This window comes from Pseudomonas sp. B13(2017) (genome assembly GCF_002113245.1).
Classification (GTDB): domain Bacteria; phylum Pseudomonadota; class Gammaproteobacteria; order Pseudomonadales; family Pseudomonadaceae; genus Aquipseudomonas; species Aquipseudomonas putida_Z.
Map to the genome: position 1 here is coordinate 62,845 of NZ_NEJX01000014.1, position 21,788 is coordinate 84,632.

19 protein-coding genes and 1 pseudogene are annotated in these 21,788 nt (G+C 63.5%); 4 read left to right on the forward strand and 16 right to left on the reverse strand.

Annotated features, from left to right (window positions below):
• Position 1: 1 nt before the first annotated feature.
• The 5 genes from CAG44_RS18270 to CAG44_RS18290 are packed head-to-tail and all read right to left on the reverse strand — an operon-like array spanning position 2 to position 4,332.
• Positions 2-274: a lipid-A-disaccharide synthase N-terminal domain-containing protein gene (locus CAG44_RS18270; protein WP_025338958.1), complete on the reverse strand. Its 273-nt coding sequence runs from the start codon at positions 272-274 to the stop codon at positions 2-4.
• Positions 271-1,014 carry a glycosyltransferase family 2 protein gene (locus tag CAG44_RS18275; protein ID WP_075045110.1) on the reverse strand — a complete coding sequence of 248 codons (744 nt, stop codon included), beginning with the start codon at positions 1,012-1,014 and terminating at the stop codon, positions 271-273. Before CAG44_RS18275 ends, CAG44_RS18270 begins: the two co-directional genes overlap by 4 nt.
• Before the next feature lie 34 nt (positions 1,015-1,048).
• Complete coding sequence (locus tag CAG44_RS18280; protein WP_075045111.1) at positions 1,049-2,023, reverse strand: NAD-dependent epimerase/dehydratase family protein; 975 nt, start codon at positions 2,021-2,023, stop codon at positions 1,049-1,051.
• Complete coding sequence (locus CAG44_RS18285; protein WP_085692694.1) at positions 2,011-3,348, reverse strand: UDP-glucose/GDP-mannose dehydrogenase family protein; 1,338 nt, start codon at positions 3,346-3,348, stop codon at positions 2,011-2,013. The genes CAG44_RS18280 and CAG44_RS18285 overlap by 13 nt, the downstream gene beginning before the upstream one ends.
• A 48-nt stretch (positions 3,349-3,396) precedes the next feature.
• A complete protein-coding gene (locus CAG44_RS18290) occupies positions 3,397-4,332 on the reverse strand; it encodes a LysR substrate-binding domain-containing protein (RefSeq protein ID WP_085692749.1) in 936 nt (311 codons plus the stop codon).
• 118 nt (positions 4,333-4,450) lie between these two features.
• On the opposite strand from CAG44_RS18290, the gene CAG44_RS18295 reads away from it, so the two are divergent.
• On the forward strand, positions 4,451-5,314 hold the full coding sequence (locus tag CAG44_RS18295; protein WP_085692695.1) for a type 1 glutamine amidotransferase domain-containing protein: 864 nt from the start codon (positions 4,451-4,453) through the stop codon (positions 5,312-5,314).
• A gap of 120 nt (positions 5,315-5,434) precedes the next feature.
• On the forward strand, positions 5,435-6,481 hold the full coding sequence (locus CAG44_RS18300; RefSeq protein ID WP_075045114.1) for a class I SAM-dependent methyltransferase: 1,047 nt from the start codon (positions 5,435-5,437) through the stop codon (positions 6,479-6,481).
• A 143-nt stretch (positions 6,482-6,624) separates the two neighbouring features.
• Here CAG44_RS18300 and CAG44_RS18305 read toward each other — a convergent pair whose 3' ends face one another.
• The 6 genes from CAG44_RS18305 to yghU all read right to left on the reverse strand — a co-directional run bounded on the left by CAG44_RS18305 (position 6,625) and on the right by yghU (position 13,917).
• Positions 6,625-7,869 carry a saccharopine dehydrogenase family protein gene (locus CAG44_RS18305; protein ID WP_003248123.1) on the reverse strand — a complete coding sequence of 415 codons (1,245 nt, stop codon included), beginning with the start codon at positions 7,867-7,869 and terminating at the stop codon, positions 6,625-6,627.
• A 31-nt stretch (positions 7,870-7,900) separates the two neighbouring features.
• Entirely contained in the window at positions 7,901-8,998 is a 1,098-nt protein-coding gene (gene nspC / locus CAG44_RS18310) for a carboxynorspermidine decarboxylase (protein WP_085692696.1), read from the reverse strand.
• Positions 8,999-9,331: 333 nt separating this feature from the next.
• Positions 9,332-10,249, reverse strand: coding sequence for a pyridoxal-phosphate dependent enzyme (locus CAG44_RS18315; protein ID WP_085692697.1), 918 nt, complete (start codon positions 10,247-10,249; stop codon positions 9,332-9,334).
• Positions 10,246-10,920: a transcriptional regulator gene (locus CAG44_RS18320; RefSeq protein WP_085616524.1), complete on the reverse strand. Its 675-nt coding sequence runs from the start codon at positions 10,918-10,920 to the stop codon at positions 10,246-10,248. Before CAG44_RS18320 ends, CAG44_RS18315 begins: the two co-directional genes overlap by 4 nt.
• A gap of 184 nt (positions 10,921-11,104) precedes the next feature.
• A complete protein-coding gene (locus CAG44_RS18325; protein ID WP_075045118.1) occupies positions 11,105-12,808 on the reverse strand; it encodes an amidase in 1,704 nt (567 codons plus the stop codon).
• A gap of 266 nt (positions 12,809-13,074) precedes the next feature.
• The gene (gene yghU / locus CAG44_RS18330) at positions 13,075-13,917 is read right to left on the reverse strand and encodes a glutathione-dependent disulfide-bond oxidoreductase (RefSeq protein WP_085692698.1); all 843 of its coding nucleotides are present in this window, start codon (positions 13,915-13,917) and stop codon (positions 13,075-13,077) included.
• 200 nt (positions 13,918-14,117) lie between these two features.
• Between yghU and CAG44_RS18335 the strand changes: the two genes are divergently transcribed.
• Entirely contained in the window at positions 14,118-15,164 is a 1,047-nt protein-coding gene (locus CAG44_RS18335; RefSeq protein WP_085591174.1) for a dienelactone hydrolase, read from the forward strand.
• Here CAG44_RS18335 and CAG44_RS18340 read toward each other — a convergent pair.
• The 3 genes and pseudogenes from CAG44_RS18340 to CAG44_RS29350 form a co-directional block, all read right to left on the reverse strand.
• Complete coding sequence (locus tag CAG44_RS18340) at positions 15,126-16,319, reverse strand: MFS transporter (RefSeq protein WP_085692699.1); 1,194 nt, start codon at positions 16,317-16,319, stop codon at positions 15,126-15,128. The genes CAG44_RS18335 and CAG44_RS18340 overlap by 39 nt on opposite strands.
• Before the next feature lie 726 nt (positions 16,320-17,045).
• On the reverse strand, positions 17,046-18,632 hold the full coding sequence (locus CAG44_RS18350; RefSeq protein ID WP_025338972.1) for an ABC-F family ATPase: 1,587 nt from the start codon (positions 18,630-18,632) through the stop codon (positions 17,046-17,048).
• 32 nt (positions 18,633-18,664) lie between these two features.
• Positions 18,665-19,033 (reverse strand): annotated as a pseudogene (locus CAG44_RS29350) (integrase).
• A 143-nt stretch (positions 19,034-19,176) separates the two neighbouring features.
• Here CAG44_RS29350 and CAG44_RS18360 point away from each other — a divergent pair.
• Positions 19,177-19,536, forward strand: coding sequence for a DUF6713 family protein (locus CAG44_RS18360; RefSeq protein ID WP_025338973.1), 360 nt, complete (start codon positions 19,177-19,179; stop codon positions 19,534-19,536).
• A gap of 44 nt (positions 19,537-19,580) precedes the next feature.
• Here the strand turns inward: CAG44_RS18360 and CAG44_RS18365 are convergent, their stop codons facing one another.
• Complete coding sequence (locus tag CAG44_RS18365) at positions 19,581-20,249, reverse strand: SOS response-associated peptidase (protein ID WP_085591170.1); 669 nt, start codon at positions 20,247-20,249, stop codon at positions 19,581-19,583.
• Positions 20,250-20,379: 130 nt separating this feature from the next.
• A complete protein-coding gene (locus CAG44_RS18370; protein WP_085692701.1) occupies positions 20,380-21,747 on the reverse strand; it encodes an HD domain-containing phosphohydrolase in 1,368 nt (455 codons plus the stop codon).
• Between the last annotated feature and the right edge of the window lie 41 nt (positions 21,748-21,788).

Below are 21,788 nucleotides of genomic sequence, written 5' to 3' on the forward strand. Positions count from 1 at the left end.
GCTATTCCTTCTGTTCCTGGTGGCGAGCGATCAGCTGCAGGTTGCGCAGGTAGACCAGGAAGCCGAAGCTCTGGCCGATGATGAACACCGGGTCCTGGCGATAGATGGCGTAGGTCAGCAGCAGCGCGCTGCCGAGCATGCTCAGGTACCAGAAACCCACCGGGATCACGCTGCGGCGCTTGAACTCGCTGTACAGCCACTGCAACACGAAGCGCCCGGTAAATACGGCCTGGCCGGCGAAACCGATGACCAGCCACAGGGTTTCGCGGGTCATCCTTCGAACTCCTGGGGGCGCGTGTCCAGGCGGGTGCGCCGGATCAGCCACCAGACCCCGAACAGGTCGAGGATGCCGACCAGGGCGCGGTCCAGGTTGCCGTACTTGGACACCCCGGCCTGACGTGGCCGGTGGTTGACCGGGTGCACCAGCATGCGGCCGTTGTGGCGCAGGATCAGCGCCGGGATGAAGCGGTGCATGTGGTCGAAGTAGGGCAGGCGCAGGAAGGCCGCGCGTTCGATCAGTTTCAGCCCGCAGCCGGTGTCTGGCGTGGCGTCCTTGAGCAAGCGGCTGCGCAGGCCGTTGGCAAGCCGCGACGCCCAGCGTTTGCTGGCGCTGTCGCGGCGGTTGACCCGGTGCCCGGCCACCAGCTTGACGCCGCCGGCCAGGTCCTGGTTGGCGCGCACCAGGGCCAGCATGCCGGGGATGTCCGCCGGGTCGTTCTGGCCGTCACCGTCCAGGGTCGCCAGCCAGCGCCCGCGCGCCGCCTGGGCGGCATGCCACAGCGAGGTGCTCTGGCCCAGCGAGCGCTCGTGACGGAGGATGCGCAGTTGCGTGTAGCCCTGGCTTTTCAGTTGCAGCAGTACGCTCAGGGTGCGGTCGCTGCTGCCGTCATCGACCACCAGTACTTCATGGTCTTCAGCCGCCAGCGCGATGCGTATTTCCATCAAGAGTGACGGCAGGTTGTCGACCTCGTTCCTGGCGGGAATGAGCACCGAGAGGTCAAGTGGATCTGTCATGAGGCTACCTGTAATCTTGTTGTGATTGCGCGGCTCAGACCCGGTAGAAATCCCGGTACCAGCCAACGAAGGCGTTGACGCCGTGTTCCAGCGATGTGCCGGGGGTGTAGTCGATCCAGCGTGCCAGCGAGCCGACGTCGGCCCAGGTTTCCAGCACATCACCTGCTTGCAGCGGCAGGTAGTCGCGTCGGGCCTTGATGCCCAAGGCATGCTCCAGGCATTCGACGAAGTGCAGCAGGCGTACCGGCTGGCCTCGGCCGATGTTGAACAGCTGGCAGGGCGGTTGCCCCTCGGCCGGCAGTGGCGGCTTCAGGCGCAGGCGCACAATGCTCTCGACGATGTCGTCGATGTAGGTGAAGTCGCGCCCCATCAGGCCGTTGTTGTAGACCTCGATCGGCCGGCCCTCGAGCATGGCGCGGGTGAACTTGAACGGCGCCATGTCGGGGCGGCCCCAGGGGCCGTATACGGTAAAGAAGCGCAGGCCGGTGGTCGGCAGCTGGTACAGGTGTGCGTAGCTGTGCGCCATCAGTTCATTGGCGCGCTTGCTGGCGGCATACAGCGACAACGGTTGCTCGACTGGGTCGTCGACGCTGAACGGCAGCTTGGCGTTGGCGCCGTACACCGAACTGCTGGAGGCGTAGATCAGGTGGCGGGGCGGCTGCTGGCGGCAGGCCTCGAGGATGTTGAGAAAGCCGACCAGGTTGGCCTGGCCATAGGCGCCGGGGTTGTCCAGCGAATAGCGCACACCGGCCTGGGCCGCCAGGTGGATCACCTCACTGAACGCCTGGCCGGCGAACAGCTGTTGCAGTTCGCTCGGGTGGGCGATGTCGAGGGTGTGGAAGCGGAAATTGGCAAAGCCGAACAGCTGCTGCAGGCGCGCCAGCTTCAGCTGGACGCTGTAGTAGGCATTGAGGTTGTCGATGCCGACCACCTCGATGCCTGCTTCGCACAGGCGCCGCGCAACGTGGTAGCCGATGAAGCCGGCCACGCCGGTAATCAGTACGGGCATGCTGGCTGCACCTGGCCACGGCCGATGCCGTAATAAGTCAGGCCGGCGGCGGCCATGTGTTCGGGTTCGAACAGGTTGCGCCCGTCGAACACCACCCGGTCGGCCAGCTGTTGCGGCACCTTGTCCAGGTTGAGCACGCGGTAGTCCTGCCATTCGGTGACGATCACCAGGGCATCGGCGCCGCGCAATGCATCGTCCTTGCATGGCACCAGTTGCAGGTCGGCGCGCGGACCATAGTGCCGCTGGATTTCTTCCATGGCCTGCGGGTCATGGGCCTGCACCCGCGCGCCGGCGGCCCACAGCGCTTCCAGCAGGACCCGGCTGGAGGCCTCGCGGATATCATTGGTATTGGGCTTGAACGACAGCCCCCACAAGGCGAAGACCTTGCCCCGCAGGCCGCGTGGGTAGTGGCGCTGGATCTTGCTGAACAGCCGGCCCTTTTGCTGCTCGTTGACCGATTCCACCGCACGCAGCAGCTGCGGCTCGAAGCCTTCGGCCTCGGCGCTGCGGCGCAGGGCTTGCAGGTCCTTGGGGAAGCACGAGCCGCCAAAACCGCAGCCGGCATAGATGAAGTCGTAGCCGATGCGCGGGTCCGAACCGATGCCGCGGCGTACCATTTCGATGTCGGCGCCCAGGTGCTCGGCCAGGTTGGCGATCTCGTTGATGAACGAGATCTTGGTCGCCAGCATGCAGTTGGCCGCGTACTTGGTCAGCTCGGCGCTGCGCGCATCCATGACCATGAGCTTTTCGCGGTTGCGGCTGAACGGCAGGTACAGCTCGCGCAGCAGCTCTACATCAGCAGGTTCCGCGCCACCGATGATGATGCGCTCCGGGCGCATGCAGTCATCAACTGCCGAGCCTTCCTTGAGGAACTCGGGGTTGCTGACGACGTGGAAGCGGCTGGTATCGGCCACGGCCTGGGCGATGCGCGCCTTGATGCGGTGCACCGTGCCGACCGGCGCGGTGGATTTGTTGACGATCAGCTTGGGGCCGTCGGCATGTTCGAGGATGCTGTCGACCACGGCAAACACGTGCTTCAGGTCGGCGCTGCCATCGGCCTGTGCCGGGGTGCCGACGGCAATGAACTGCAACCTGGCGTAGTTGGCCGCTTCGCTGGCGTCGGTGGTGAAACGCAGGCGACCGCAGGCCAGGTTCTTCTCCAGCATCGGCGCAAGGCCGGGTTCGAAGATCGGGCAATGGCCTGCATTGAGGCTGGCGACCCGCTCGGCGTCGACATCCATGCACAACACCGAGTGCCCCACCTGGGCCAGGCACACTGCCTGGGTGAGGCCGACATAGCCGGTACCGAAAACTGTGACCTTCATTTGACAGCTCCTTGGCGAGAAAGCTGAAAAAAAATGTCACAACGTTGTTTAGATATTGTTACTTGCGCAGGCCGCTGCTTCCTGGGCGACGTTCCACAGCTGCTGGCGGAACCAGCGCCGCAAGGGGTCGGCGTGGGTGCGTTCATGCCATATCTGCATCACCTCGATTGCGGGCAATGTCAGCGGCAGCGGGTACATGCGCAGGTCGTCATCACGCTCGGTGGCTTCGATAGCCAGCGAGCTCAGGCAGGTGAGCAGCAGGTCGGTGCCGCGCAGCAGGCGCGTGGGGGCCACGAAGCTCGACAGGCCAGCCACGACCCGTCGTTGCATGCCCTGGCTGCGCAAGGCGCGGTCGACCAGGCCATCGAGGTCGCCGGTGAGGGTGGTGAGCAGGTGGTCGCTGGCGAGGAAGGTATCCAGGCCCAGGCCGTTTTCCAGGCCGGAATGGCTGCGCGAGGCCAGCACTACCAAGTGTTCGCTGAGCAGGCGCTGTTGGTGGAAGGTTTCCGGCAGGTCGGTGTAGAACCCGGCAACGGCCAGGTCACAGGTGCCTTTCTCCAGTTCTTCGCGAGGCAGCTGGCCACGGGTGTTGTGGGTGACCAGCGTCAGGTTCGGCGCCTGGCTGCGCAGGATCGGCAGCAGCCTGGGCAACAGCGTCTGCTCTACAAAATCGGTGCTGTACAGGTGCAGGCGGGCAGGGCGGGTGAGGAAGTCCTGCCCTTCGCAGCGTTCATAGAAGCCCTCCAGGCCCACTACCAGGCGTTCTACCTCGGGCGCCAGTTCGTGGGCGCGTGGCGTCGGGGTCAGGCCCCTGGGCGCGCGGACGAACAGCGGGTCGCCAAACTGATGGCGCAGCTTGTTGAGCTTGTGGCTGAGGGCGGGCTGGCTCAGCGCCATGCGCTGGGCGGCGAGTGTGGCGTTGCGTTCCTGATACAGCACATGGAACAGGTACAGCAGGTTGAGGTCCTTGCTGGAGATATTCATTTTCTGGATCGCAGACATGAGAGCTTTCGAATTATCGAATCATAGCCTTGCCATTAGCATGAACGCATCCCGCCGACATGATCGGACGGCTCTTTTTGCCTGATCAGGAGATTGTTGCATGACCAAGATGTCCCGGCTTGCCCTGGCTGTTGCCAGCACCCTGCTTGCCGCTGGCGCCCACGCTGCGCCCAAGGGAGAGGTGCTGGTGCTGTTGTCCAGCGAGAACCAGCTGCCGCTGCAGGACGGCAAGCGCTACGCCACTGGCTACTACCTCAACGAGTTCGGCGTGCCTGCCGACCAGTTGCTCAAGGCTGGCTACAAGCTGGTGCTGGTAACCCCCAAAGGTAATGCCCCGAGCGTCGACCAGCGTTCGATCGACCCACGCTACTTTGCCGGTGATGCGGTGGAGATGCGCCGGATCGAGAAGGTCGTGCAAGGCCTGCCGGGCATTGACGATACCCTGTCGGTGAAAGAGGTCCTGGCAGGTGACTTGGGCCGCTATGCCGGGCTGTTCATCCCCGGCGGCCATGCGCCGTTGATCGACCTGGCCAACAACCCGGACGTGGGCGCCTTGCTGCGGCATTTCCACCAGGCCGGCAAGCCCACAGCCGCCATCTGCCACGGCCCCATCGCCTTGCTCTCGGCCCAGCAGGACCCGGCGAGCTACCAGTCGGCGCTGGCGCGTGGTGAAAAGCAGGCAGCCAATGACTGGCTGTACAAGGGTTACAAGATGACCATCTTCTCCGACCCGGAGGAGCAGGTGTTCGAGGGTTCGCTCAAGGATCAGCGGCTGTTGTTCTACCCGGCCAACGCCATGGCAATGGCAGGGGGCGACATGGGCTATGCCAAGGCCTGGCAACCGAATGTGGTGGTGGACCGCGAACTGATCACCGGGCAGAACCCGTTCTCGGACAAGGTGCTGGCCAAGGTACTGCTGGAAAAGTTGGCCCGGCAGGCAAAGCCCTCTGATCAAGGCATCTAGACTTACAAGTGGCCTGCATCGGGTAACGCTCGGCAGGCCCATACCATTCAACCGACCACCGCCTCCCCGGAGCGGATGTCCCTCGCTGGCGATGGCCTTCTTTGCAGAGGAGGGCAGGTCATGGACGAGGCAAGGCTTCACGACTTCATGGGCAAGCTGGTGGGCGACATGGGCGCGGCGGCGACCTTGGCCAACGTGATTCTTGGCGATGAGTTGGGGTTGTACCGGGCCATGGCCGACAGCCAGCCGACCACCCCCGAGGCGCTGGCGGAAAAGACCGGCTGCCACCCGCGGCTGGTGCGCGAATGGCTCAGCGCCCAGGCCGCCTCGGGCTACATGGTGCATGACAAGGGCCGTTTCGTGTTGCCCGAAGAGCAGGCCATGGCTCTGGCGCTGGAGGATTCGCCGGCCTACATGGCCGGTGGAGCGGCGGTGGTGGCCGCGCTGTTCCATGACAAGGACAAGCTGGTCGCGGCCATGCGCGGCGATGGCGGGCTGGCCTGGGGCGACCATCACCCCTGCATGTTCAGCGGCACCGAACGGTTCTTCCGGCCGGGTTACCGCACCTTCCTGGTGGCCGAATGGCTACCGGCGCTGGAGGGCGTGGTGGCCAAGCTGCAGGCGGGCGCCAAGGTGGCGGATGTGGGCTGTGGGCATGGCGCTTCCACGCTGGTCATGGCCCAGGCGTTCCCGGCATCCACCTTCGTCGGCTACGACTACCACGGGCCTTCCATCGCCACCGCCAACGAGCGTGCGCGCGAGGCGGGGTTGGCGGGGCGGGTCAGCTTCCAGCAGGCCAGCGCCAAGGACTACCCGGGGCATGACCATGACCTGGTGTGCTTCTTCGATTGCCTGCACGACATGGGCGACCCGGTGGGGGCTGCTAAGCATGCCTACCGTGCGTTGAAGGCCGACGGCACGGTGATGCTGGTGGAGCCTTATGCCGAGGATTCGCTGGAGGGCAACCTGACACCGGTCGGGCGCTTGTTCTATGCGGCGTCGACGTTTATCTGCACGCCGAACTCGTTGTCGCAGGAGGTGGGGTTGGGGCTGGGTGCGCAGGCGGGGGAAGCGCGGTTGCGGGCGGTGTTCGAGGAGGCGGGTTTCGGCCGGTTCCGGCGGGCGACGCAGACGCCGTTCAACCTGATTCTGGAGGCTCGGAAGTAGAGGTCAGCCTGTGCCGGCCTCTTCGCGGGTGAACCCGCTCCCACAGACCTGTGAAATACCTGTGGGAGCGGGTTCACCCGCGAAGAGGCCGGGCCTGCAAAAGCAGAAGGGGCGCCTTGATGGCGCCCCCTCTGTCTTGCTGCTTAGGCTTCAGCGTCCCAGGGACGATCGCCTTTTTCATCCTTGACGCGGGTCGGCAGGCCCATCACATCCAGCGCCTTGAGGAACGGCTCGGCTGGCAGCTCTTCGACGTTGACCATGCGCTTGGCATCCCACTCGCCACGGGCGACCAGCAGGGCGGCAGCCACTGGCGGTACACCCGCGGTATAGGAAATGCCCTGGCTGTCGGTCTCGGCGTAGGCTTCTTCGTGGTCGGCCACGTTGTAGATGAACACTTCGCGCGGCTGGCCATCCTTGGTGCCCTTGACCAGGTCACCGATGCAGGTCTTGCCGGTGTAGCCCGGGGCCAGCGAGGCTGGGTCCGGCAGCACGGCCTTGACCACTTTCAGTGGTACCACTTCCAGGCCTTCGGCGGTTTTCACCGGTTGCTCGGAGAGCAGGCCCAGGTTCTTCAGCACGGTGAACACGTTGATGTAGTGCTCGCCGAAGCTCATCCAGAAACGCACGTTCGGCACGTTGAGGTTCTTCGAAATCGAGTGAACTTCATCGTGGCCGGTCAGGTACAGGTTCTGCGAACCTACCACCGGCAGGTCGTCGGTACGCTTGACCTCGAACATGGTGTTGCTGGTCCACTGGCTGTTCTGCCAGCTCCACACTTGCCCGGTAAACTCGCGGAAGTTGATTTCCGGGTCGAAGTTGGTGGCGAAGTACTTGCCATGCGAACCGGCATTGACGTCGAGGATGTCGATCGAGTCAATGCTGTCGAAATACTGTTGCTGCGCCAGCTTGGCGTAGCTGTTCACCACACCCGGGTCGAAACCGACGCCGAGAATGGCGGTAATGTTCTTTGCCTGGCACTCTTCGAGGTGTTTCCACTCGTAGTTGCCGTACCACGGCGGGGTCTCGCAGATCTTGCCCGGCTCTTCGTGGATGGCGGTGTCCAGATAGGCGACACCGGTATCGATGCAGGCACGCAGCACCGACATGTTGAGGAAGGCGGAACCAACGTTGATCACGATCTGCGATTCGGTCTCGCGGATCAGCGCTTTGGTTGCCTCGACATCGAGGGCATTGAGCGAGAAGGCCTGGATGTCGGCGGGTACCTTGAGGCTACCCTTGGCCTTGACGCTGTCGATGATGGCCTGGCATTTGGAGATGTTCCGTGACGCGATGGCGATACGACCCAGTTCGTCGTTATGCTGCGCGCACTTGTGGGCCACCACCTTGGCGACACCTCCTGCACCAATGATAAGAACGTTCTTCTTCAATTTATCCCTTGCTCCTTACTGAAAGCCGGTCTTACGACAGGCTGGAAACGTAGTCTTCGAAACCGAACTCGCGCACCACTTCGACGCTGCCGTCGAGTTGCTTGACCACGATGGATGGCATTTTCAGACCGTTGAACCAGTTTTTCTTGACCATGGTGTAACCCGCCGCGTCGACGAACGACAGGCGATCACCGATGGTCAGCGGACGATCGAATTGGTATTCGCCGAAGATGTCACCGGCCAGGCACGACTTGCCGCAGACCATATAGGTGTGCGCGCCGTCGTTGGGGGCCATCTTGGCGTTGAGGCGGTAGATCAGCAGGTCGAGCATGTGCGCTTCGATCGAGCTGTCGACCACGGCCAGGTGCTTGCCGTTGTACAGGGTGTCGAGCACGGTCACTTCCAGCGAGGCGCTGTTGGTGATGGCTGCTTCGCCCGGCTCCAGGTACACCTGCACGCCGTACTTTTCCGAGAAGGCTTTCAGGCGCGCGCAGAAGGCGTCCAGCGCGTAGTCTTCACCGGTGAAGTGGATGCCGCCACCGAGGCTTACCCACTCGACCTTGTGCAGCAGGTGACCGAAGCGCTCTTCGATGTGCGTGAGCATCTTGTCGAACAGGCCGAAGTCGCCGTTTTCGCAGTTGTTGTGGAACATGAAGCCGGAGATCTGCTCGATCACCTGTTCGACCTTGGCCGGGTCCCATTCGCCCAGGCGGCTGAACGGGCGGGCAGGGTCTGCCAGCAGGTAGTCGGAGCTGCTGACCTGCGGGTTGACGCGCAGGCCGCGGACCTTGCCTTCGGACTGTTCGGCGAAGCGCTGCAGCTGGCCGATCGAGTTGAAGATGATCTTGTCGCAGTTCTCGAGCATTTCCTCGACCTCGTCGTCGGCCCAGGCCACGCTGTAGGCGTGGGTTTCGCCGGCGAACTTCTGGCGGCCGAGCTTGAGCTCGTACAGCGACGAAGAGGTGGTGCCGTCCATGTACTGTTGCATCAGGTCGAAGACCGACCAGGTGGCAAAGCACTTGAGGGCGAGCAGCGCCTTGGCACCGGAGTGTTCGCGCACGTAGGCGATCTTCTCCATGTTGCCCAGCAGCTTGGTTTTATCGATGAGGTAGTACGGCGTCTTGATCATTTAAAGGCCCCCGGCCAGGCCGGCCAAAAAAAGGACACGCATTGTGCCTTCACTTGCCGCAGACCGAAAGGGTGGGTTACGCATTTCGTCGTGGTTGACGCTGTTGCGAGAGGATTTTTCCGGTTGCGGCGGGCTCAGTAGAACAGCGGCATGTGACTATCGTAATCAGCATCCGGGTGCCGCAAGGAGAATCCGATGAGTGTTGTATTGGATGGCACCGGCTCCGCCGGTGTTCGCGGGCTTGCCCGCTCCCACAGGAACCGCGCATTTTCTGAGCCTCGCGCTAAACCTGTGGGAGCGGGCAAGCTCGCGAAGAGGCCGGTACAGGCAACCTCAATCAACCTGCTGCAACCACGCCTGGATCTGCTCCAGCGTGGCGGTAGCCCCGCCACAAACCACCACCAGCACATTCTGGTACTGCGCCAGGGCGCCCGGTGCATAGGCCAACGCCAAAGCAGCCCCACAGGCAGGCTCCACCAGCACGCGATGGTCCAGCAGGAACCGCTCGCACGCCTCCAGCGCCGCGCGGTCAGTGACCAGGTGGCTGTGCACCGGATGCTCCTTCACGCACACCAGCGCCTGGTCAGCCACACGCTTGGCCCCCAACGAGGTCGCCACCGAGGCAATCCGTTCCAGCTCCACTGAATGCCCCGCCTGCATGGCCGCATGCAGCGATGCCGCGCCCTCGGTTTCCACCGCCAGCACTGGCACATTGCCCCAGCCGTTGCGCTGTAGCCCCTCGACCACACCACTGAGCAAACCACCACCGCCTACCGACAACACCACGGCATCCGGTTTCACGCCGGCCTCGGCGACTTCATCCACCAGGCTGGCATGCCCGGCCCACAGCAGCGGGTCGTCGAATGGGTGAATGAAGGCGTCATCCGGGCCGACCAAGGTCTGCGCCAGGGCGTTGGCCTCCTGCCAGGAACTGCCATGCACCACCACCTTGGCGCCCTCCAGGCGCAGCAGGTCCTTGGCCCGCTCGGTGGTGGTCTCGGGCACTACCACGGTCACCGGCACGCCCAGCTTGCGCCCGGCATAGGCCACTGCCAGGCCGGCGTTGCCGCCCGAGGAAGACACGAAATGCCGCGCGCCACGGGCATGGTGCACCTCACAGGCGTGGCCCACGCCGCGCAGCTTGAACGAGCCGCAGGGCTGCAGTGCATCGACCTTGAGCCAGACGTTGCTGCCTGCGGCCAGTGACAGCGGGCGGGATTCGATCAGGGGGGTATGAATATGCAAGGTCATTGGCTGGCTCCGCGCAGTTGCTCGAGATAGTTGTAAACGGTGTAGCGGGTCACACCCAGGGCGCTGGCGGCCTTTTCCACACCGCCCTTGACGATGAACAGGCCACGCTCCTGCATCACTCGCACGGCCTCGACCTTGGCCTGCTTGTTCATCCGCCCCTGGCCGCTGCGCTGCAGGGATGCCTGGATTATCTCGCTCATCAGCAGTTCCATGTCGGCGGGTTCATTGACGGCAGGTGTGGCCCCCAGCGGTTGGAACTGCTGAAGAAAGTTCATGGCGGCATCCAGGCCGGTGACGTCGGTGTTGACGCAAAGGCTGGCGAAGGGGTGGCCGTTGCTGTCACGGAAGATGGCCGTGGCGCTGCGCAGCGTGCGGCCCTTCAGCGTGGTGGGGTAATCGGGCAGCACCACCGGCTCACAGCCGTGCTGATCGGCCGAGGCCTGCATCAGTGCCTTGAAACCTTGGTCTTGTTCCGGGGCGGCGAGAATCGGGCTACCGACGCTGCGGCCGGAAAGGTGGCCGTTGACGATCGCCACCACGGAGTGTTCCGGATGGTCGAGGTCGTGCAGGAGGATTTCCATGTTGCGCGCGGCAACGCTGCCCAGCGCCTGGATGGCGGCCTTGAGGACGGTGAGGGTGAGCTGGCGTTCTTCGCTTGGGGTGATAGGCATGGCAGATCGTAAAATCAACGTTTTGTGTATTTTTACACAAAAAGTTGAATTAGGCGATTTGCTTTTCCAGGCCCATTCGCGGGTAAACCCGCTCCCACAGGGACCCCACGGTATTCAAAACCTGTGGTGAACCTGTGGGAGCGGGTTTACCCGCGAATGGGCCGAAAAGCGGCCCCTTTAACCCTCAGCCCAGGGCCGGGGTGCGCGGTGGGATCATACGCCGCGACCCGGTCGCCTCGAAGGCCGCACCAAAGCTCAGCAGCGCATTGTCGCTGTAAGCCCGGCCAGCAAAGGTCAGCCCCACCGGCATGCCGATATCGGCCATAACGCCCATCGGCACGGTCACGGTCGGCACGCCCAGGTGACGGATCGCCAGGTTGCCGTTGGCCACCCAGATGCCGTTGCTCCAGGCGATGTCCGCCGATGCCGGGTTGACGTCGGCATCGGCCGGGCCCACGTCGGCCACGGTGGGGAACAGCACCGCGTCCAGGCCCAGATTGTCCATCCAGTCTTCCAGGTCGATCTTGCGGGTCTGCTCCAGGCCGCGCAGGCCGTCGGGCAGGGTTTCGATCTGGTCCCAGGTCTTCAGGCCACGCTTGGCCATGTTGACGTACTCGTCCATGCCAGCGGCCAGGTCGTCCTCACGGTTGGGCAGGGTGCCCGGGTCGTGGGGGAAGATCTGCGGCCCGTCGACATCGGCCAAGCGGTTGAGCCTGGGGTCACCGTTGGCGCGCAGGAAGTCGTCGAAGGCCCACCCCGACAGCTCCCACAGCTCGTCATGCAGGAACTCCTTGCTGACGATGCCGCGGTTGTACACGGTCGGTGCGCCCGGGCGGTCGCCCTCGCAGTTGGACACCAGCGGGAAGTCCACTTCCAGCACTTCGGCACCAGCCGCCTCCAGTGCCTGACGGGCCTGCTGCCACAGGTCGATCACCGTGGCGCGGGTGTTGATGCGCTGGCCAGTCGGGCCGCCGATGCCAGGCTTCTCGGAAGTACCGGCCTCGGCATCGGCATTGATGTACATGCGTGGCACGCCAAAGCGCTTGCCCTTGAGCGCGCTGGCATCCACGGCCAGGTCCAGGTACGAAGCCGGGCGCACCGTCGAAGCCGCCGGGATTGGCACCCAAGGTTGCAGGCGCCACAGGTCGCCGCGCTTGTCGGCGTCGTCGGCTACGACCACGTCAAGGATTTCCAGCAGGTCGGCCATGGTGCGGGCATACGGCACCACCACGTCCATGGTCGGTGTCAGCGGCCAGTTGCCACGCACCGAAATCACCCCACGCGACGGGGTATAGGCGCACAGGCCGTTGTTGGACGCCGGGCCTCGGCCGCTGGACCAGGTTTCTTCGGCCAGGCCGAAGGCACTGAAGCTGGCAGCGGTGGCGGTGCCGGCACCGTTGGACGAGCCCGAGGCGAACGGTGCGGTCAGGTAGTTGGCGTTGTACGGGCTTTCGGCGCGGCCATACACGCCGCGTTGCATGCCACCGTTGGCCATGGGCGGCATGTTGGTCTTGCCCAGGCACACGGCGCCGGCGGCGCGCAGGCGTTCGATGGTGAAGGCGTCGCGCTGGGCCACCAGGTCCTTGAAGGCTGGGCTGCCGGAGGCAGCGGTCAGGCCTTTGACCAGGTAGCTGTCCTTGGCGGTATAAGGGATGCCGTCCAACGGGCTCAGGACCTGGCCTTTGGCGCGACGGGCGTCGGAGGCTTCGGCCTCTTTCAGCGCCTCGGGGTTGCGCACCACCACGGCGTTCAGGGCAGTGGCGGTGTCGGCGCCATCGTAGGCATCGATGCGCGCCAGGTAGGCCTGGACCAGCTCGACCGCCGTCGTGCGGCCCGACTCGAGCGCGTCGCGCAGCTCGGCAATGGAAACCTCGGTTACCTCGATCATGCGTTCACCAAAAAAATGTGCAGGTGGGGGCTAATGCGAGGAGTGTACAAGAAGGGCTTGGCCGGCGCAGGTTTGCGCGGGGGCAAATGGTTTTTTGCAGGCGGGCATTGTCGAGCCTCTTAAGCCCGGCGCGAAACCTTGTAGGAGCGGCCTTGTGTCGCGATAGGGCCGCAAAGCGGCCCCAATTATTTCACTGTCATACGAAGACCCTGGGGGCGCTTCGCACCCCTTTCGCGACGCAAGGCCGCTCCCACAAGGGGGCCGCGTCAACCGTCCAGGTCTGCCGCTGCATGCCGCTCCGGCACCTGGCTGGCCTCATCCCCCCAGGTCCGGTTCACCCGTGTGCCACGCTGCACCGCCGGGCGCAAGGCAATCTCCTCGGCCCAGCGCTGCACATTCGGGTACTCGTCCACCGCCAGGAACTCCGCCGCGCCATACAGGTTGCCGCGCACCAGCTGGCCATACCAGGGCCACACGGCAATGTCGGCGATGCTGTATTCCTCGCCGCCCAGGTAGCGGCTTTCGGCCAGGCGCCGGTCGAGCACATCCAGCTGGCGCTTGGCTTCCATGGTGAAGCGGTTGATCGCGTACTCGAACTTTTCCGGCGCATACACATAGAAGTGGCCAAAGCCGCCGCCCAGGTATGGCGCCGCGCCCATTTGCCAGAACAGCCAGTTCAGGCTTTCGGTGCGTGCAGCTGGCGCTTTCGGCAGCAAGGCACCGAACTTTTCCGCCAGGTACAGCAGGATCGAGCCCGACTCGAACACCCGCACCGGCGGCTCGACGCTGCGGTCGAGCAGGGCGGGGATCTTCGAGTTGGGGTTGACCTGGACGAAGCCGCTGGAGAACTGCTCACCCTCGCCAATGCGGATCAACCAGGCATCATATTCGGCGCCCGGGTGGCCCAGCGCGAGCAGCTCTTCGAGGGCGATGGTGACCTTGACGCCATTGGGCGTGGCCAGGGAGTACAGCTGCAGCGGGTGCTTGCCCAGCGGCAGGTCCTTGTCGTGAGTCGGGCCGGCAACCGGGCGGTTGATGCTGGCGAACTGGCCGCCGGACGCTGCGTCGTTGCGCCAGACCTTGGGTGGCACGTAGGCGGGCTTGCTCATGCATGAATCTCCTTCAATGGCGCGAAACGGTCACGTAGAGACGTGGACCTGCATCTATGCCACGGGTTCGACGAAAAGCGCAAATGCATAGGGCGCGGGCGTGAAGTGCATGACTTCGGTTTCATCCAGGTTTCATCCGGTGCAGCCCAGGCCAGTTCTATGCTGAGCTATCTCTTCGCCCTGCAAGGAACCGCCGGCCGATGACTCTCCCACGCTGCGTGTTGGCGCTGGCCCTGTTCGGCAGCCTGCTGGCCCACGCCGAGGCCGCGCCCTGGGTTGCCGGCCTGCACCACATGACCCTGGCCGACCCGGTCGACGCCCGGCCCATGCAGGCGCTGGCGTTCTACCCGGCTATCGGCAATACCCGCAGCAGCCGGATAGACGGCTACCCGATCGACGTGAGTGAAGAGGCGCCGGTAGCGTTGGGCCAGTTCCCGTTGCTGGTGCTGTCCCACGGCAATACCGGCAGCCCGCTGGCCTTGCACTACCTGGCGACGTCGCTGGCGCGCCAGGGCTTTATCGTGGTGGCGGTGGTGCACCCCGGCGACAACGCCCGCGACCACAGCCGCCTGGGCACCCTGAGCAACCTGTATGGCCGGCCGCTGCAAGTGAGTGCCGCGATTACGGCCGCCCGCGATGATGCCTTGCTGGGGCCCTACCTGAACGGTGGCAAGGTTGGGGTGATAGGCTACTCGGCCGGTGGTGAAACCGCCTTGATTCTCTCAGGCGCGCGCCCCGACCTGGACCGCCTGCGCAAGTACTGCCTGGAGCGCCCGAACGACGCCGACGCCTGCAGGACCCACGGCGTACTGATTGCCGACCGCAGCGAGCTGGTGCCAGAGGCCGACCAGCGGGTGGGGGCGGTGATGCTGATGGCGCCGCTCAGCCTGCTTTTCGGACGCCATGCCTTGGCCGGGGTGCAGGTGCCGGCGCTGATCTACAGTGGCGACAGCGACCAGTTGGTGGCGGTGGACCGCAACGCCGAAGCCCTGGCCCGCAAGTTGCCGGTCACACCGGACTATCGCCTGCTGGCTGGCGCCGGGCACTTCGTGTTCATGGCCCATTGTGATGCCGAGCAGTCCGTGCGGATGCCGGCGCTGTGCAAGGATGCCGCAGGCGTGGACCGTCGGCACATCCACCATTCCCTGCAACGTGAAGCCGCGGTGTTCTTCAGCCAGGCGTTGGGCGCGCCGCAGCCTGCCGAGCGTTCAGCCGCGAGCGGCGCGCCGCGCCAGCAACAGCGTTAGGCCCACACCCGCCAGGGCGAGCAGGGCGGCCACGCAGAAGATCGAGGCATAACCCAGGTGCGCCGCCACCGCGCCCATCACCGGCCCGGCGATGGCCAGGGCCATGTCGAAGAACACCGCGTAGGCACCCAGCCCTGCGCCGCGGCTGCTGCTGGGCACCTGCTTGATCGCTTCCACCCCCAGCGCCGGGTACACCAGCGACAGCCCGAAACCGGTAAGCCCGGCACCGATCAGCGCCCACGGCGGCGATGGTGCCAGCCACAGCAGGCCCAGGCCGAGCACTTCGGTGGCCATGCACGCGATCGCCACGTTGTAGCCACCAAAACGGTTGACCGCGTTGACGAACAGCAGCCGGGAAATGATGAAGCACACGCCAAAGGCACTCAGGCACCAGGCCGCGCCCGCCCAGCCGCGCTCCAGGTAATACAGGGTGACGAAGGTGGTCAGGGTGCCGTAGCCGATAGAGGCCAGGGTCAGGCCCAGGCCACAGGGTGCGACCCGGCCGAAGGCCGACCAGAAGGGCAGGCGCTCGCCACGCACCACCACCACGTCCGGCCGCTTGCGCAGTACCAGCAGGGCCGATACCGCCAGCACCAGCAATGCCGGCCCCAGCACGCTGAAGTCCAGCCCGTCCACGGCCAGTACACCCAAGGGGGCACCAATGGCGATGGCGCCATAGGAGGCGATACCGTTCCAGGAAATCACCCTGGCGGTGTGCTCGGGCCCGACCTGGCTGATGCCCCAGCTCAGCGTGGCCACGCCGATCAGCCCTTGGGCGATGCCCAGCAGCAGGCGCCCGCCGAGCAACAGCGCCAGGCTCAGTAGCGGTAGCGTCAGGGTCCAGGCCGATAGCAGGGTCAACACCCCGCAGCCGGCAATCCCCAGCAAGCCGAAGCGAATGGCCTGCTTGCCCCCCTGGGTATCGGCAACGCGCCCGGCAAACGGGCGGCTGAGCAGGGTGGCCAGGTATTGCAGGCCAATGGTCAGCCCGGCGACCACCGCGCCAAACCCCAGCTGGTCGTGCACATGGCTGGGCAAGACGGCGATCGGCAGGCCGATGCAGAGGAAGGCAATGAAGGTGTAGAAAACGATCGACAGGATCTGCAGGGTAATTTGTAGCGTGTTGCTGGCGGGGGCGGGTTGTTGCGCGGTCATGGGCTCGTTCGCGGGCGGGCGGTTGGGCGTGGTCCCATCATGGCCGTTGCGCGAAGGAAATGAAAGCAGGCTAACGAATTATTCGTCGGGCAGTGCCAGCCTGTGGGATCGGCGGTGGATTCTTCGCGGGTGAACCCGCTCCCACAGGATTTGCATAGGCTTCAAGTGCTACGCAGTCCCTGTGGGAGCGGGTTTACCCGCGAAGAGGCCGGCCCAGCCATACAAGATGGCCAGGCCGCCGCATCAATCAGACCACTACCTGGCTACGCAGGTAATCGTCATTCGCGGGCTCGCCCGCTCCCACAGGATTTTGCATAGGCCTCAAATGCTACGCAGTCCCTGTGGGAGCGGGTTTACCCGCGAAGAGGCCGGCCCAGCCATACAAGATGGCCAGGCCGCCGCATCAATCAGACCACTACCTGGCTACGCAGGTAATCGTCATTCGCGGGCTCGCCCGCTCCCACAGGATTTTGCATAGGCCTCAAATGCTACGCAGTCCCTGTGGGAGCGGGTTTACCCGCGAAGAGGCCGGCCCAGCCATACAAGATGGCCAGGCCGCCGCATCAATCAGACCACTACCTGGCTACGCAGGTAATCGTCATTCGCGGGCTCGCCCGCTCCCACAGGATTTGCATTGGGCTCAAGTGCTACGCAGTCCCTGTGGGAGCGGGTTTACCCGCGAAGAGGCCGGCCCAGCCATACAAGATGACCAGGCAACTCCATCAATCAGACCACTACACCCTGGCTACGCAGGTAATCGTCGTAGGTGCCGCTGAAGTCCACCACGCCATCAGCCGACAGCTCGATGATGCGCGTGGCCAGCGACGACACGAACTCACGGTCGTGGCTGACGAACAGCAGGGTGCCCGGGTAGTTTTCCAGCGCCAGGTTCAGCGCCTCGATCGATTCCATGTCCAGGTGGTTGGTCGGCTCGTCCATCACCAGCACGTTCGGCTTCTGCAGGATCAGCTTGCCGAACAGCATGCGGCCTTGTTCACCACCGGAAATCACCTTCACCGACTTGAGAATCTCGTCGTTGGAGAACAGCATGCGCCCGAGGGTGCCGCGGATCACCTGCTCGCCGGAGGTCCACTGGCCCATCCAGTCGAACAGGGTCATGTCGTCTTCGAAGTCGTGGGCGTGGTCCTGGGCGTAGTAGCCCACTTCGGCGCTGTCGGTCCACTTCACTTCACCCTTGTCCGGGGTCATTTCACCGACCAGGGTGCGCAGCAGGGTGGTCTTGCCGATACCGTTGGGGCCGATGATCGCCACGCGCTCGCCAGCCTCGATGGTGAAGCCCAGGTCCTTGAACAGCACCTTGTCGTCGAAGGCCTTGGCCATTTTCTCGACGGTGACGGCCTGGCGGTGCAGCTTCTTGGTTTGTTCGAAACGGATGAACGGGCTCACCCGGCTCGACGGCTTGACCTCGGCCAGCTGGATCTTGTCGATCTGCTTGGCCCGCGAGGTGGCCTGCTTGGCCTTGGAGGCGTTGGCCGAGAAGCGGCTGACGAAGGTCTGCAGTTCGGCGATCTGGGCTTTCTTCTTGGCGTTGTCCGACAGCAGCTGCTCGCGGGCCTGGGTGGCAGCGGTCATGTACTCGTCGTAGTTGCCCGGGAATACGCGCAGCTCGCCGTAGTCCAGGTCGGCCATGTGGGTGCAGACACTGTTGAGGAAGTGCCGGTCGTGGGAAATGATCACCATGGTGCTGTTACGCGCGGTGAGGATGGTTTCCAGCCAGCGGATGGTGTTGATGTCCAGGTGGTTGGTCGGCTCGTCGAGCAGCAGCACGTCCGGGTCCGAGAACAGCGCCTGGGCCAGCAGGACACGCAGCTTCCAGCCCGGTGCCACTTCGCTCATCGGGCCGAAGTGCTGTTCCAGCGGAATACCCAGGCCCAGCAGCAGTTCACCGGCACGGGATTCGGCGGTGTAGCCGTCCATTTCGGCGAATTCGGTTTCCAGCTCGGCGACGGCCATGCCGTCTTCCTCGGTCATTTCCGGCAGCGAGTAGATACGATCGCGCTCGGCCTTGACCTTCCACAGCTGGCCGTGGCCCATGATCACTGTGTCGATCACGGTGAATTCCTCGTAGGCGAACTGGTCCTGGCGCAGCTTGCCCAGGCGGGTGTTCGGCTCGAGCATGACCTGGCCGCCGGACGGCTCCAGGTCACCGCCGAGGATCTTCATGAAGGTCGACTTGCCGCAACCGTTGGCGCCGATCAGGCCGTAGCGGTTGCCGTTGTTGAATTTGACGGAAACGTTTTCGAACAGCGGCTTGGAGCCGAACTGCATGGTGATGTTGGCGGTAGAAATCAAGTGCTTGTCCTGCGGGGGTTCCAGAGGTGTATTTAGGCCATCTTGTCAGTCTTGGGCCAATTTTGGGCCAATTCGACTCGGGGCGGCAGCTTCTCCAGCTCCCTCCAGTCCGAGGAGGAGCTGATCCATTTCGCGTAGGTAGAAAGCAACATCTCGACGCTGTGACCAAGCTGGTTCGCGATGAACGCGGGTTCATCCCAGACATCAGGCATAGGGTGGCGTAGGTGTGGCGGGTGTCGTACTGACGGCGTTCACGGATGTTCAGCGCCTTGGGCGCCGATTTGAAGTGGCGGATTGTAACACTTGGTTCGTTGATCCACAGCCCACCTTTGCTCGGCTGGAACAGAAATGGGCGGATCGGGTGCGCTGGCTTGGGATGCCATGCGCCGGAGAGTTGCCATCCTCTGGGCCTGCTGGATGGCATTCAGCGCGCGCTCGTTGAGCAGCACTGATCTGCAAATACTTCCAAGCGTCGCATAGAGGCGCGAGATATCATCGTCAGCGCTTTACTCAGGGATGATCACTAGCTGAAGGGATTGCTTACATGGAAAGAAGCTATTTCGTAACGATGCTTGCACTGATTCTTCATCAAATAGATGCCGCGTATTGGCAGGAATGGGAGATGTTTTTCCTACCGGGTGGGGTACAGGGCTTCCTCCTGTTCAATATCTTGGCAATACCCGTGTTGCTGGTTGGTTATCGAAGCGTGTTGCTGGGTACGGTTAACGCGGTGTTCTTCGCCAAAGTTTGTGCCGGCCTAGGCCTGATCACGTTCCTTATCCATGCCGGCTTCGGATTGGCTGGATATCACCAGTTTCACCTGCCTGCTTCGATCTCCATCCTCATTCTCTGCTTGGCCAGCTCTGTATGGCTGATGGCAGGGATACGGTCCTCATCGCAATGATCGCAGGCGCCGCACTTACGATCCTGCATCGCTGCGCATTCAAATCACACCTGAAGCGGGTTCATCAGCTCGGCACCTTGGTTACGCACATTCCCCACGGCGATACCCACCCGGTACCACTCGAAGGCTTCGGCCGGCTCACCCAGGTTGAGCACCAGTTGTTCTGCGCGCTCGCTGGGCATTGCTGCCGCGATCCACTCGTACGCCAGTTCTGGCGACAACACGACAGGCCGGCGGTCGTGAACGTCGACCATTCCGCCCTGAGCGTCGGCGGTAATGATGACGAACCCGTCGTGCTCGGTGCCGGTGAACTGGCCGATCGAGGCGCAAAGGGCAGGGCGCCCATCCTGGCGGCGGATGTAGTACGGTTGCTTCTTCGGCCCACCTTCATCAACCCATTCGTACCAGCCGTCGATAGGGGTGATGGCCCGGTGCGGCCAGATCGCCCGGAAGAATGGGCCATGCGCCACCTTCTCGACCCGGGCGTTGATCGGTGCAGCGCGATCGTTTGCCCAGTGCGGCCGCCATCCCCACTTCACTAGGTCCGCTCGTGGGCCTGCGTCATCCATCCGCAGTACTGCCACCAGCGTGGTCGGCGCGATGTTGTACCGGCCAAGCGGCTGGTCGCCGACGTTGTTCCGCCAGGCCTCTGGCAGGCTCAGGGTTGCAACGAAGTCATGTATGCCACGGTACTGGCTGAGCCTTCCGCACATACGCCCTCCTACCGAAACCTGAAGGATAGCCGTTGGCTGGTAGTAGTGCCGCCAGTCATACGGGGACGGCCAGGCACCCCGCTTGCCACGATGCAGGGCGAACGGATTTCAGCGCCTGCCCGCAACGGGGTCAGCCTGCCGTTGCGGGCGATGGCTGCAGGCTGCCTGCCTGCTCGGGAACCCTGATGAACACGTTGTATCTGCCACCTTCCATTTCTTCGAAGGCAATCAGTTTTTTCACCAGCGCACCGTTCAGTACCTTGCCGGCATTCAATAGCAGCATGCCATTGTCGGCATTCAGGTTGCGCGCCAGTATCATGCCCTCTGCCAGTTCGTGCGTGCTCAATACCTTGATCGCCGGGTCGGTCAAGGTAATGTCGCGCATGTACTCGGCACAGACGTTGACGAAGTCTTCCACCAGGTCTGGGTCATACAGCTTTCCAGCATACTTGCGTATGTAGAGCAGTGCCTCATCGCTATTGAGCTGGCGATCCAGGACCAGTCCGCGCTGCAATTCGATGAAATCCACGGCCATTTTCAACCAGCGGGCGCCCAGTGGAATTGCCGCGCCCTTCAGGTGGCCCGGAAAACCGCTGCCATCCCAGCGTTCCTGGTGGTGAAGTATGAGTTGTGCAGCCTCTTTTATTGGCTCCAGGGTCATGACCAGCGCTTCGCTCTGTTTCGGGTATGACCGGTACAGTTCGCGCTCTGGTGGAGGTATGAGATCGGCAGGGCAGGTGAGCATGCTGTCGGTCCAGCTCATCTTGCCGATGTTGTAGAGGGCAGCAGCCATGGTCAGGTTGCGACAGCTACCTTCGTCCAGCCCATGGCTGGTGCAATACACCCGTATCAATTCTATGACTTGCCGGTTGGTCTGCTTGGCCTTGGGCAGACGCAGGTTGCCTAACTGCGAAAAGAATTCGGTGCTGGTCACGTAACTGCGCTTGAGTTCTTCATAGGCAAGGTCAAGCATGTCGGCAGTTTGCTGCAACTCGGCGGTGCGCGCCGCTACACGCTGTTCAAGGCTTTCGTTAAGCGCCTTGAGTTGCTTGATCTGAACCTGAGTCAGCTGTTCCAGGCGCTTTCGTTCGCTTTCCGAATGTTGGTGGGCCAATGCCTGGCGCAATGTGACCAACAGCTCTTCATCATTCCAGGGTTTGCTGATGTAACGATAGATGTGCCCATCATTGATGGCTTTCGCGATGGTGTCCGTGTCAGCGTAACCCGTAAGCAGAATGCGCAACGTGTCGGGAAAACGCTCATGTACGTGGGCCAACAGTGTTGCCCCGTCCATGTTTGGCATGCGCGCATCACTCATCACCAGATTGATCGGGCGTTGTTGGAGCAGTTGCAGGGCGTCGGCACCGCTTTCGGCAAGGAGGAGTTCGTAGGGTTGGTTGCGAAGTAGACGACGAAGGCTGCTGAGAATCGAGGGCTCGTCGTCAACCAGAAGTATCACCGGCTTGGCTGCTGCGCCATCGGTAACGGGTAGCTCCATGGGTCCCTCCCTGCCGGTCTCGGCCAGACTACTCCCTGGCC